Origin of the sequence: Streptomyces sp., assembly GCF_031181555.1 — a bacterium.
GTDB classification, from domain to species: Bacteria; Actinomycetota; Actinomycetes; order Streptomycetales; family Streptomycetaceae; genus Streptomyces; species Streptomyces fimbriatus.
Window position 1 is genome coordinate 45,880 of sequence record NZ_JAPSKQ010000010.1, and the last position, 12,488, is coordinate 58,367.

The 12,488-nt window shown below is 71.8% G+C and carries 11 protein-coding genes; 1 reads left to right on the forward strand and 10 read right to left on the reverse strand.

Annotation, left to right across the window (positions count from 1 at the left end):
• Positions 1-267: 267 nt before the first annotated feature.
• From sigJ to RIM90_RS04180, 10 genes are all read right to left on the reverse strand, one after another.
• On the reverse strand, positions 268-1,161 hold the full coding sequence (gene sigJ, locus RIM90_RS04135; protein WP_309059147.1) for an RNA polymerase sigma factor SigJ: 894 nt from the start codon (positions 1,159-1,161) through the stop codon (positions 268-270).
• Positions 1,158-1,910, reverse strand: a complete 753-nt coding sequence (locus tag RIM90_RS04140) for a PIG-L deacetylase family protein (RefSeq protein WP_309059148.1) — start codon at positions 1,908-1,910, stop codon at positions 1,158-1,160. Before RIM90_RS04140 ends, sigJ begins: the two co-directional genes overlap by 4 nt.
• A 56-nt stretch (positions 1,911-1,966) precedes the next feature.
• Positions 1,967-3,268, reverse strand: a complete 1,302-nt coding sequence (locus RIM90_RS04145) for an alpha/beta fold hydrolase (RefSeq protein ID WP_309059149.1) — start codon at positions 3,266-3,268, stop codon at positions 1,967-1,969.
• A gap of 102 nt (positions 3,269-3,370) precedes the next feature.
• Entirely contained in the window at positions 3,371-4,396 is a 1,026-nt protein-coding gene (locus RIM90_RS04150; RefSeq protein ID WP_309059150.1) for a LacI family DNA-binding transcriptional regulator, read from the reverse strand.
• Positions 4,397-4,483: 87 nt separating this feature from the next.
• Positions 4,484-5,911 carry a BNR repeat-containing protein gene (locus RIM90_RS04155; RefSeq protein ID WP_309059151.1) on the reverse strand — a complete coding sequence of 476 codons (1,428 nt, stop codon included), beginning with the start codon at positions 5,909-5,911 and terminating at the stop codon, positions 4,484-4,486.
• A 15-nt stretch (positions 5,912-5,926) separates the two neighbouring features.
• Positions 5,927-6,247: an L-rhamnose mutarotase gene (locus RIM90_RS04160; protein WP_309059152.1), complete on the reverse strand. Its 321-nt coding sequence runs from the start codon at positions 6,245-6,247 to the stop codon at positions 5,927-5,929.
• 43 nt (positions 6,248-6,290) lie between these two features.
• A complete protein-coding gene (rhaS, locus tag RIM90_RS04165) occupies positions 6,291-7,376 on the reverse strand; it encodes a rhamnose ABC transporter substrate-binding protein (RefSeq protein ID WP_309059153.1) in 1,086 nt (361 codons plus the stop codon).
• Positions 7,377-7,404: 28 nt separating this feature from the next.
• On the reverse strand, positions 7,405-8,421 hold the full coding sequence (locus tag RIM90_RS04170) for an ABC transporter permease (RefSeq protein WP_309059154.1): 1,017 nt from the start codon (positions 8,419-8,421) through the stop codon (positions 7,405-7,407).
• Positions 8,414-9,454 (reverse strand): ABC transporter permease, encoded by a 1,041-nt coding sequence (locus RIM90_RS04175; RefSeq protein WP_309059155.1) that lies wholly within the window; start codon positions 9,452-9,454, stop codon positions 8,414-8,416. Before RIM90_RS04175 ends, RIM90_RS04170 begins: the two co-directional genes overlap by 8 nt.
• Entirely contained in the window at positions 9,451-10,968 is a 1,518-nt protein-coding gene (locus RIM90_RS04180; RefSeq protein WP_309059156.1) for a sugar ABC transporter ATP-binding protein, read from the reverse strand. The genes RIM90_RS04175 and RIM90_RS04180 overlap by 4 nt, the downstream gene beginning before the upstream one ends.
• Positions 10,969-11,230: 262 nt before the next feature.
• On the opposite strand from RIM90_RS04180, the gene rhaI reads away from it, so the two are divergent.
• On the forward strand, positions 11,231-12,391 hold the full coding sequence (gene rhaI / locus RIM90_RS04185; protein ID WP_309059157.1) for an L-rhamnose isomerase: 1,161 nt from the start codon (positions 11,231-11,233) through the stop codon (positions 12,389-12,391).
• Positions 12,392-12,488 lie beyond the last annotated feature (97 nt).

Genomic DNA, 12,488 nt, shown 5'->3' on the forward strand with positions numbered 1-12,488 from the left:
CCGGCGCCCCGCAGACCGGCCCCGGTGAAGCCGACGGCGATGAGATGGGCGCCGCGCAGACCGGCTCCCTTGGGCCGGGCGCCCGGCAGGCCGGCCTCCCGGCTCCCTCGTCCACCGTGAAACCGGCCGAGGCGGTGAACGGCCGAGCGACACGGCACGGCCCGGAACACCGTGCGCGGTCGCCGCGGTTCCGCCCGGCCGGTCCTCCGGTCCCGCACGGCGTTCAGCACACGGAACGGGACGTCGGCGCCGGTTCGCCGACCGGGTTCACACCACGTCGTCCGGCACCTCCAGGCGCTCCAGCCGCTCCGGGTCGGCCAGGATGTACATGCCGGTGATGCGGCCGTCGACGACGGTGACGGACATGACCGAACGGACACGGCCGTCGACCACGCTGACCAGGCCCACCCCGTCGTTGACCAGGACCGTCCGGGCCGCCGCGGTGTACCGGGCGAACATGAGCGCCGACTCGGCCACCGCCTTCGCCCCCCGGAGCGTCTTGGACCCGGCCGCACCACGGACCAGGGCGCCCGCGTCGGCCCGCAGGACCACGTCCGGGTGGAGGACGGCGACCAGCGCCTCGAAGTCACCGCCGCGCGCGGCGGCCATGAAGGCGTCGAGGGCCTCCTTCTGCCGGCCGAGGTCGGGCTCCGACGGAGGAGTCGCGTCCCGGACCCGGCGGCGGGCCCGGCTGGCGAGCTGCCGGGTGGCGGCCGCGTTGCGTTCCACGACCGGCGCGATGTCGTCGAAGGGCACGGCGAACATGTCGTGCAGGACGAACGCGAGCCGCTCGTCGGGCTCCAGCCTGTCCAGGACCACCAGCAGGGCCACGCCCACCGAGTCGGCGTGCAACGCCTCCTGTTCCGGGTCGGCCTGGGACAGGGGCCTGATCACCGGGTCGGGGACGAAGGTCTCGTCCATCGGCTGCTCGCGGCGCGCGGTGCGCGAGCGCAGCTGGTCCAGGCAGATGCGGCCGGTCACCGTGGTGAGCCAGCCGCCGAGGTTGTCGATCTCGCCGGGGTTCGCGCGGCCCAGTCTCAGCCAGGCCTCCTGGACGGCGTCCTCCGCCTCGGCCGACGACCCGAGCATGCGGTAGGCGACGGCCTCGAGGTGGTCGCGGTGCTCCTCGAAGCGCTCCGCCAGCAGCTCCTTGTCGTTCATGCCGTCACCCGGGGGAACAGCTCGAAGGCGACCGCGGGCCGGCCCCCGAACCGCTTGCCCGTGTCCTCGGCGTTCTGCGTCAGGAAGCCGCGCGCGTACGTCTCCGGGTCCTCGTCGGTCAACGCCTCGATGTAGGCCCGGTGTTCGAGCAGGGAGCGCACCGCCCGCTCCAGCCCGTCCGTGGCGTCCACGGCGTGCGTGGGCGTGCTGGAGCCGGCGACGGCGACCCAGCGGACCCCGTCCCACGGTTCGAGGCCCTGCTCGATCAGTTCCGGGAAGATCCAGCGGTTGCCGGCGTCACCGGCCGCGTCGAGCGTGGCACGGCCGACGGCCACGTGGTCGGGGGTGTTCCAGTAGGTGCCGCCCCAGGTGTCCCGGTGGTTCAGGGTGATCACCAGTTCGGGCCGGTGACGGCGGATGGCGGCGGCGATGTCCCGGCGCAGGGCGGGGCCGTACTCGACGACCCCGTCCCGGTGGTCGAGGAACTCCACCGCGGACACGCCGACCACGGCCGCGCTCGCGCGCTGCTCCCGTTCCCTGAGCGGACCGCACGTCGCCGGCTCCAGGGTGTCGATGCCCGCCTCGCCGCGGGTCGCCAGGACGTAGGCGACCTCGCGGCCGGCGTCGGTCCAGGAGGCGATCGCCGCCGAGCAGCCGTACTCGAGGTCGTCGGGGTGGGCCACGACGGCCAGGGCGCGCCGCCAGTCGTCGGGCATGGGCTGGAGTTGACTGATCGTCGGCTCGGTCATGCCCGCAGACTAACCCCCGGCACCGGCATCGCGCCGGGGCCCGCTCCGGGCCCGGCTCAGACCTCGTCGCGCGCGAGAGCGAGCAGCCGGTCCAGGACGCGGGGGCCGCCGGCCCGGACGCCGTCGTGCTCGAACTCGTCGGTGACCCAGGTGCGCAGGCCGCGGATCGCGCGGGCGGTCTCCAGGGAGTGGGCGGTGTGGACGTACATGTCGTCGTGGTAGACGGCCGCCGCTGCCGGGACCTCGTTGGCGGCGAGGCGGGCCGGGTCGTACAGGGGCGTCCAGTCGGTGCGGGCGGCGAGCAGTTCGGCGGTCTCGCGCAGCGGCCGCAGCGCGGGGTCGCAGTCGAACATCCAGGGGTGGACGCTCTCGCCGGTGAACAGCAGCGGTTCGTCGCCGGCGAGTGCCCTGGCCGCGTCGAACTGCGGGAACTCGGCCCGCACCCGCTCGGCGGACCAGGCGGTGGGGCGGGCGTCCTGGCCGTAGATCGCCTCGTGGACGAGCGCGTACAGCGGGTGTCCGGCGTACGACAGCAGGCCCTGGACCTGCTCCTGGAACGCGTCGGACAGCGCGGGTCCCGCCGGGGTGCGGACGAAGGCGTCCTCGAGGAGGTAGTGCAGGCGGTGGCTGCCGTCGCCGCTGCCCAGGAGGATGCCGAGGGACTGGAAGGCCTCGACGGTGAACCGGTAGCCGTTCGGGAGGACGACCTCGTGGGTGAGGAGGTGGTCGGCGATGCGGCGGGCGCGTTCGACGTCCTGCGGGTAGCGGGCGTAGTGGGCGGCGACCTTGCGTTCGACGCGCGGGTAGGCGGCCCGGTAGACGTCGTCCGCGTGGGCGTCCAGGGAGGGCAGTCCTCCGGTGACGAGTGCGGTGTCCAGGCCCCCGGGTGCCATGGACAGGTAGGTGACGGTGCAGAAGCCGCCGAAGCTCTGGCCGAGGACGGTCCACGGGGCGCCGCCGGTGACCTCGGGGCGGATCGCCTCGCAGTCGCGGACGATGGAGTCCGCGCGGAAGCGGGTGAGGTGGTCTGCCTGCTCCGCGGGGCCGCCGCGCAGCGGGAGCGTCTGCCGGTTGACGGGGGTGGAGTGGCCGGTGCCGCGCTGGTCGAGGAGCAGCACGCGGTACTCCTCCAGCGCCCGGCCGAGCCAGGCCTGCTTCCCGATGAAACGGTTCGCCCCGAAGCCGGGACCGCCCTGGAGGTACAGCAGCCAGGGCAGGTCCTTGTCCGCCTTGTCGCGGGCGACGACCTCGCGCGCGTACAGCTCGATCGTCTCCCCCGAGGGGTCGTCGTGGTCGAGGGGCACGGTGAAGCGGCGGTCGGTGAGGACGACACCGGGCTGGCGGTAGCTGACGGTCAACGGGGCTCCCGGAACGGACGGACGGTCGGACCGCGATCCAGTTCAGCACATGGTCCTCCGGCCGACGAGCCCGGGATCACCGGACCTTTCCCGAACGGCCGGTCAGCGGGACGACAGGCTGGAGCGGCGGACCACCAGTTCGGGGCTCAGGACGACCCGCCGGTGCTCGTGCGGCCTCGCCGCGGTCTCGGCCTCCGTCTCCTCCAGCAGCAGCTCCGCCGCCATGGCCCCCATGGTGACGGCGGGCTGCCGCACCGAGGTGAGCGGGACGGCCGCGGCGGCGGCGAACTCGATGTCGTCGTAGCCGACGATCGCCAGGTCGTCGGGGACGCCGACCCCGGCCGCGTACATCGCCTGCAGCACGCCGAGGGCGAGCAGGTCGTTGGCGCAGAACACGGCGGTGGGGCGGTCGGCCAGGCCGAGGAGGCGGGCGCCGGCGTCCCGCCCGGCGGCGACGTCGAGGCGCTCGGTGGGCAGCTCGCGCAGGCGGTCCGGCCCCAGTCCGGCCTCGGCCAGGGCGCTCAGGGCGCCGATGCGGCGGTCGCGGACCTGGTTCAGGCCGGGCGGTCCGCTGACGTACGCGATGGACCGGTGCCCCGCGTCGACGAGGTGCCGCACGGCCAGCGCGCCGCCCGCCACGTCGTCCACGGAGACCGAGCACTCGGTGGTGCCCTCGGCGACCCGGTCGACCAGCACGAAGGGGATGCCGTGGCGACGGAACGCCTCGATGTTGCGGCCGGTGGCGTCCGCCGGGGTGAGCAGGACGCCCCGGACCCGCTGTTCGGCGAAGAGGGAGAGGTACTCGGCCTCCTCGCTCGCGTTCTGTGCGCTGTTGCAGACCATCACGCCGAGGCCGGCCTGGCGCGCGGCGCGCTCGGCGCCGCGCGCCACGTCGACGAAGAAGGGGTTGCCCATGTCGAGGACGAGCAGGCCCATGATCCGGCTGCGGCCGGCACGCAGCTGGCGCGCGGACTCGCTGCGGACGTAGCCGAGCCGGTCGATGGCGGACAGCACCCGCGCCCGGGTCTCGGCGGCGACCGTGTCCGGGCGGTTGATCACGTTGGAGACCGTGCCGACGGAGACTCCGGCGGCGCGGGCGACGTCCTTGATACCCACCGACTGGGCCATCGGGCGGGGACCTCCAAGGAGACGGGGGCGGTCGGGGGGCCTTCACATTACCGGCACGGCCCCGGGGACGGTTTCGGTCGGACGGGATCAGCCCGGCAGCCGGAAGTCGACGACGTGCAGCGCCGAGGGGGTCGTACCGCTGGACTTCTCCTGGTACATGACCGACAGCACCCCGTCCTGCGCGACGCGCGTCTCGTCGATCACGACCTCGCCGAAGGCGTTCAGGCCGGCGCCGTCGTACAGCAGCCTCCAGTCGGTGTGTCCCGAGGCCGCGGAGGCGCCGGCGATCCGGCCGTAGGGGAGGATCGCGTACGCGTTGTCGTACCGGTCCAGGACCAGTTTGGTGCGCTGGCTGGAGTTCAGCGGGACGGGGATCTCGGTCTTCCGCCAGGTGCCGGAGGCGGTTCTGCGGACGTGGAAGGCGCGGCCGTTGCGCGTTCGGTCGGCGACGTAGTCCGTGGTGCACTGGCCGAAGCGGCCGGGGACGTAGGAGATGATCGCGTGCGGCCGGCCGGCGGAGTCGGTGAACTGGCTCTCCTGGTTCATCAGGGAGTGGTCCGGGTTCAGGGGGTCGACGACCAGGCCGGGGTCGGTGACGGAGACCCGGTCGGAGCCGCCGGTGGTGCCGACGACGGTACCGGCGTCGTTGCGCCAGGTGCGGCCGCGGTCGTCGGAGTACACGTAGCCGGTGTCGTGGTTGGTGATGCCGCCACCGCTGCACATGACGGCGGCGTTCTGCTCGCGCCAGGTGAAGAAGGCGTGCAGCCGGCCGCCGCGGTCGTAGTCGATGCCGTGCAGGTACATGTTGCGAGCGGCGGAGGAGCCGTGCTCGCTGCGGTAGGTGCCGGTGGAACTGGTCCACTCCCCCAGCGCGGTCCACCGCGCACCGTCGTACTCCGCCAGCGCGTTGCGGCCGTTGCCCGAGACGCCGGCCCGGTAGCTGAGCTGGAGGCGGCCCTCGGGGGTGGCGATGAACTGCGGGTAGGTGAACTGCGGGGTGAGGGCGAGACCGTCCAGGGTGGACTGCGGGGCGCCGAAGCGGCTCGCGGTCCAGCTCAGTCCCGCCGGGTCGTCCAGGAGCCCGGCGACGGACTTGACGTAGGTGAAGCCGTCGCTGTGGGAGTCCATGTGGAGGTGCAGGCGGCCGTCGGTCCTGGAGACGCCCATGGAGATGACGTTGTGGGAGTCGTCGTAGCGCAGGGTGTGGCCGGTCCTCGCGGTCTGCCAGGTGGTGGCGCCGAGGGCGCGGCGGCCGACGACGGCGCCCCGGTCGGCGGTGTACCAGGCGGCGTACTGGTGGCCCTTGTGGGTCAGCAGGCCGTTCTTCTGGAAGGAGTTGTTGTTGACCAGGCCGTCGTAGGACACGAAGTAGAGGGCCCGGCTGTCGAGCGTGGTGCGGCCGGTGCGGGTGACCGACGGGCCGGGGGCGGCGGCCCGGGCGGTGCCGGAGGCCGGGGCGGGGGCCGTCGTCACGGTGCCGAGGAGTGCTCCGGCCAGCAGGATGCGTCGTCTCATCGCGGGGCTCCGTCGTCAGGCGAGGTGGAAGACCTCGGTCAGCGGTTTCATCGCCTCGTCCGGGCGGGCGCCGTCGAGGGACTCGAAGAAGGGGGCCATCTCGGCCTGCCAGCGGGCGTTGACCTCGGTGGCCTCCATGCCGGCCTTGGCGGCCTCGAAGTCCTCGGTCTCGAGGTAGCCGACGAGGAGGCCGTCGTCGCGCAGGAAGAGGGAGTAGTTGTGCCAGCCGGTGGCCGAGAGCGCCGCGCGCATCTCCGGCCACACGGCGGCGTGGCGTTCGCGGTACTCGGCGATCTTGTCCTGACGGACCTTGAGCAGGAAACAGACGCGCTGCATGAGGTACCGCTCCTTCGGTGCGAGGTGACTCGGGGGACGGTGATCAGAAGTCGAACTCGTCGATGTTCTCGGCGTTGAAGACGGTGGGCTTGCCCAGGTCGATCACGCCGTCCTTGCCGATGGTGTACTCGCCCATCGCGCCGGCCGTGAAGGTCTCGCCCTCCTTGCCGGTGATCTGCCCGGAGGCCAGGGCGACGGCGGTGCGCGCGGCCAGTTCGCCGAGCTTGGCCGGGTCCCAGAGCTCGAACGCCTCGACGGTGCCGTTCTTGACGTACTTGCGCATGTCGTTGGGGGTGCCGAGGCCGGTCAGCTTGACCTTGCCCTTGTACTTGGACCCGGACAGGTACTGGGCGGCGGCCTTGATGCCGACGGTGGTCGGGGAGATGATCCCCTTGAGGTTCGGGTGCTCCTGGAGCAGGCCCTGGGTCTGCTGGAAGGACTGCTGGGCGTCGTCGTTGCCGTAGGCGACCTTGACCAGCTTCATGTCCTTGTACTTGGGGTCCTCGAGCTCGTCCTTCATGAACTCGATCCAGGTGTTCTGGTTGGTCGCGGTCTGCGCGGCGGACAGGATCGCGATCTCGCCCTTGTAGCCGATCTGTTCGGCGAGCAGCTGCACCTCGGTGCGGCCCAGGTCCTCGGCGGACGCCTGGGAGATGAAGGCGTTGCGGCAGTCGGCGGTGGTGTCGGAGTCGTAGGTGACGACCTTGATGCCGTTCTTCATGGCCTGCTTGAGCGCGGTGCACAGGGCGCCGGGGTCCTGCGCGGACACGGCCATGGCGTCGACCTGCTGCTGGGTGAGCGTGTTGACGTAGGAGACCTGGCCGGCGGTGTCGGTGGCGCTGGAGGGGCCGACCTCCTTGTAGGTGGAGCCCAGTTCCTTCAGGGCCTTCTCGCCGCCCTTGTCGGCGGTGGTGAAGTAGGGGTTGTTGACCTGCTTGGGCAGGAAGCCGACCGTCAGGCCCTTCTTGGTGGGCGCGTTCGGGTCGGCCTTGCCGGCCGTGGCCGCCGGGCCGCCGCCCTCGTTCCTGACGTCCTCCTTGGTGGTGCCGCCGCAGGCGGTGGCGGCCAGGGCGAGGGAGGTGACGGCGGCGAGGGCCGCGCAGGTGCGGCTCAGGGATGCCTTGCGCATGGTGGGTTCCTTACGGGCGAGAAGGGCTTCAGGGGGTCGGTGCGGGGGCCTTGGACGGCACCGGTGGTGACGCGGCGGCCCGGCGGCCGGCCCGGGCGACGGCGGTCTGGCGTGCGACGCGGGGACCGAGGACGGAGACGACGAGCAGGACGCCGGTGACGACGATCTGCGACTGGGCGGAGACGTTGACCAGGCTCATCACGTTCTGCAGCGTGCCGAGCAGGAAGACGCCCGCGATCGCGCCGCCCAGGGTGCCCTTGCCGCCGTCGAAGTCGATGCCTCCGAGCAGCACGGCCGCGATGACGGAGAGTTCGAGTCCGGTGGCGTTGTCGTAGCGGGCGCTGGCGTAGTGCAGCGCCCAGAAGACGCCGGTGAGGGAGGCCATCAGGCCGGTCATCGTGAACAGGATCAGCTTCTGCCGCTTGACGCGGATGCCGGCGAACCGGGCCGCCTCCTCGCCGGCGCCGATGGCGAACAGCGACCGTCCGAACGGGGTGGCGTGCAGCGCGACCACGGCGATCGCGAGCAGGACGAGGAAGGGCAGGAAGGCGTACGGGACGAAGGTGTCGCCGATGCGTCCGGCCGCGAAGTCCAGGTACTGCGCGGGGAAGTCGGTCACCGCGTCGGACCCGAGCACGATCTGGGCGATGCCCCGGTAGGCGGCGAGGGTGCCGATGGTGACGGCGAGGGAGGGCAGGCCGAGGCGGGTCACCAGCAGGCCGTTGACGAGGCCGCAGACGACGCCGAGCAGCAGGCAGACCGGGATGATGGTCTCGATGGCCATGCCCTGGTTCCACAGGGCGCCCATCACCGCGCCGGACAGACCCGCCGTGGAGGCGACGGAGAGGTCGATCTCGCCGGAGACCACGAGCAGGGTCATGGGCAGGGCGATCAGCGCGATCGGCAGGGTGTTGCCGATCAGGAACGACAGGTTGAGCGCGTTGCCGAAGCCGTCGACCGTGGTGAACGACAGCAGCAGGACCACGACGAGCAGGGCGCCGACCACCGTGTCCCAGCGGACGGCACGCGTCAGAGACTCAGGCATGGCGGGCGTTCCTCTTCTTCAGGGCCGAGGCCACGCGCAGCGCGACGATCCGGTCGACCGCGATGGCGAGGATGAGCAGGATGCCGTTGATGGCGAGCACCCAGACGGAACTGACGCCGAGGGCGGGCAGCACGCTGTTGACGGAGGTCAGCAGCAGCGCGCCGAGGGCCGCGCCGTAGACGCTGCCGGAGCCGCCGGTGAAGACCACGCCGCCGACCACGACCGCGCTGACGACGGTGAGTTCGTAACCGGTGCCGGTGCCGGAGTCGACGTTGCCGAACCGGGCCAGGTACATCGCGCCGGCGAGGCCCGCGAGGGCGCCGCAGAAGGTGTAGGCGGCGAGGATCCGCTTGCGCACCGGGATGCCGGCGAGCCGGGCGGCCTCCGGGTTGGAGCCGAGCGCGTACAGCTCGCGTCCGCTGCCGAAGTGCTTGAGGTAGTACGCCGTCGCCACGAGCACCGCGAGCGCGATGAGCGCCAGGTACGGCACCGCCGAGACGCCGCCCGAGCCGAAGTCGACGAATCCGCCGGGGAGGTCGGCCGCGGTGATCTGGCGGGAACCGACCCAGATGGAGTCGATGCCGCGGATGATGTACAGGGTGCCGAGGGTGACGACCAGCGCGGGCACCTGACCGAGACTGACCAGCAGGCCGTTGAGCAGTCCGAAGCCGATGCCGAGCAGGACGGCCAGGACGATGGCCGCGACCGGGTTCCCGCCGCCCTGGAGGTAGGTGCCGGCGGCGAAGGCGCTGATGCCGAGGGTCGAGCCCACGGACAGGTCGACGTTGCGGGTGATGACGACCAGGGACTGGCCGGTGGCGACCAGCACCAGGATGGTCGCGTTCAGCAGCAGGTCCTTGATGCCCTGCTCGGACAGGAACTCGCTGTTGCCGGCCTGGGTGACGGCGATCATCACCAGGAAGACGACCAGGATGGCGAGTTCGCGCATCTTGAACACGCGGTCGACCAGCCGGGTGGCGCCGGTCCCGGGCGCCTCGGCGACGGGGGCGGGGTCGGGGCTGATGACCGTCATGCGGCCGCCCTCCCCGTGGCTGCGGCCATCACGGTTTCCTCGGTGGCGTCGGTGCGGGGGATCTCGGCGGTGAGACGGCCCTCGTGCATCACCAGCACGCGGTCGGCCATGCCGAGGATCTCGGGCAGGTCGGAGGAGATCATCAGGACGGCCACGCCGTCGGCGGCCAGCTGGGACAGCAGCCGGTGCACCTCGGCCTTGGTGCCGACGTCGATGCCGCGCGTGGGCTCGTCCACGATCAGCACCTTCGGTCCGGTGGCGAGCCACTTGGCGAGGACGACCTTCTGCTGGTTGCCGCCGGACAGGGTGGAGACGGCGTCGGCGATCCGGGCGTACTTGACCTGGAGCCTGAGCGCCCAGTCCAGGGAACGGCTGCGTTCGGCGCCCCGGTCCACCAGGCCGGCCTTCACGGTCGTACGGAGTCCGGTGAGGCCGATGTTGCGCTCGATGGACATGTCCATCACCAGGCCCTGGGCGCGCCGGTCCTCCGGGACCAGGGCGAGTCCCGCCGCCATGGCGGTGGACGGGGCGCCGTTGGTGAGCCTGCGCCCCTCCACCTCCACCTCGCCGGCGTCCCAGCGGTCGATGCCGAACACGGCGCGGGCCACCTCGGTGCGTCCGGCGCCGACGAGTCCGGCCAGGCCGACGATCTCGCCGCGCCGCACGTCGAAGGAGACGTCGGTGAAGACGCCCTCGCGGGTCAGCCGGCGCACGCTCAGGGCCACTTCGCCGGGGCGCACGTCCTGCTTGGGGTACAGCTCCTCGAGGTCGCGGCCCACCATCCGGCGCACCAGGTCGTCCTCGGTCATGCCGTCCAGCGGTTCACTGGCGATCCGGGCGCCGTCGCGCAGCGTGGTGACCCGACGGCAGATCTCGAAGATCTCCTCCAGGCGGTGGGAGATGAACAGCACCGCGGCGCCCTGGTCGCGCAGGGTGCGCACGACGCCGAAGAGGCGGGCGACCTCGCTGCCGGTGAGGGCCGCGGTCGGCTCGTCCATGATCAGGACGCGGGCGTCGAAGGAGAGCGCCTTGGCGATCTCGACGATCTGCTGGTCGGCGATGGACAGTCCGCGGGCCGGGCGGTCGGGGTCGAGTTCCACGCCGAGCCGCCGCATCAGGGCGGTGGTCGCCTCGTGGGTGGCCTTGTGGTCGATCCGTCCGAGGGCGCGCCGGGGCTGCCGGCCCATGTAGATGTTCTCGGCGATCGACAGGTCGGGGAAGAGCGTGGGCTCCTGGTAGATCACGGCGATACCGGCGTCGCGGGCGTCCTTGGGGCCGTGGAAGACGACCGGCTCACCGTCGAGCAGCACCTGGCCGGCGTCCGGCCGGTGCACCCCGGCGAGCGTCTTGATGAGGGTCGACTTGCCGGCTCCGTTCTCCCCGGCGAGGGCGTGCACCTCGCCGGCGAACAGCTCCAGGGAGACGTCCCGCAGGGCGCGGACCGCGCCGAAGGACTTGGAGACGTCCCTGAGCGCGAGGACCGGGGCCGGACCCGTGTCGGACGGGTGGGTCATGGGGGCTCCTCGACGACGCCGGCGGGACGGGCCTCCCGACGTCGTGAAAGGTTTCAACTGGGTTGCCGGGACGTTAGGCGCGCGGCGCATGTCACGTCAATGGGTCCCGGTCGAAAAGGTTTCGACGCTTTCAGATCACGCCCTGGTCACGGTGAACGGTCTCGGCCGAAGGGGTTGACACCCCTTCGAGAGCCCCATAGCTTCCCCTTCTGAATCGTTTCACTCTGTGGTCGTTACGACCCGATGCCCCAGGAGTCCTGACGTGACCGAGCTCGCCGCGGCGAAGGCCGCTCTCAAGACACAGGCCGTGGAGACGCCGTCGTGGGCGTACGGGAACTCGGGGACCCGCTTCAAGGTGTTCGCGCAGGCGGGCGTGCCCCGCGACCCGCGCGAGAAGCTCCAGGACGCGGCCAAGGTCCACGAGTTCACCGGAGTCGCGCCGACCGTGGCCCTGCACATCCCGTGGGACAGGGTCGAGGACTACGCGGCGCTCGCGAAGTTCGCCGAGGAGCACGGGGTGAAGCTCGGCGCGATCAACTCCAACACCTTCCAGGACGACGACTACCGGCTGGGCAGCATCTGCCACCCGGACGCGGCGGTGCGCCGCAAGGCGGTGGACCATCTGCTGGAGTGCGTCGACATCATGGACGCGACCGGCTCCAAGGACCTGAAGCTGTGGTTCGCCGACGGGACGAACTACCCCGGCCAGGACGACATCCGCGCCCGCCAGGACCGGCTGGCCGAAGGGCTGGCGGAGGTGTACGAGCGGCTCGGCGAGGGGCAGCGGATGCTGCTGGAGTACAAGTTCTTCGAGCCGGCGTTCTACACGACCGACGTCCCGGACTGGGGCACGGCGTACGCGCACTGCCTGAAGCTGGGGCCGAAGGCGCAGGTCGTGGTCGACACGGGTCACCACGCGCCGGGCACGAACATCGAGTTCATCGTCGCGACGCTGCTGCGGGAAGGGAAGCTCGGCGGGTTCGACTTCAACTCGCGCTTCTACGCCGACGACGACCTCATGGTGGGCGCCGCCGACCCCTTCCAGCTCTTCCGGATCATGTACGAGGTGGTGCGCGGGGGCGGGTTCACGCCCGAGGTCGCGTTCATGCTCGACCAGTGCCACAACATCGAGGCGAAGATCCCGGCGATCATCCGGTCGGTGATGAACGTCCAGGAGGCCACGGCGAAGGCGCTGCTGGTGGACCGGGAGGCGCTTGCCGCCGCGCAGGCCTCCGGGGATGTGCTGGAGGCCAATGCCGTGCTGATGGACGCGTACAACACGGATGTGCGGCCGCTGCTGCGTGAGGTGCGGGAGGAGATGGGGCTGGACCCCGAGCCCCTCAAGGCGTACAAGGCGTCCGGATGGGCCGAGAGGATCGCCGCCGAGCGGGTCGGCGGGCAGCAGGCCGGGTGGGGCGCGTAGGCGCCGCCGGGTTCCGCGGCCCGCGGGCCGTCCGCGGCCGATCGCGCCCACGCGGCGGAGCCGCGGACCGGATAGGCCCCCGCGCCCCTGAGAACGT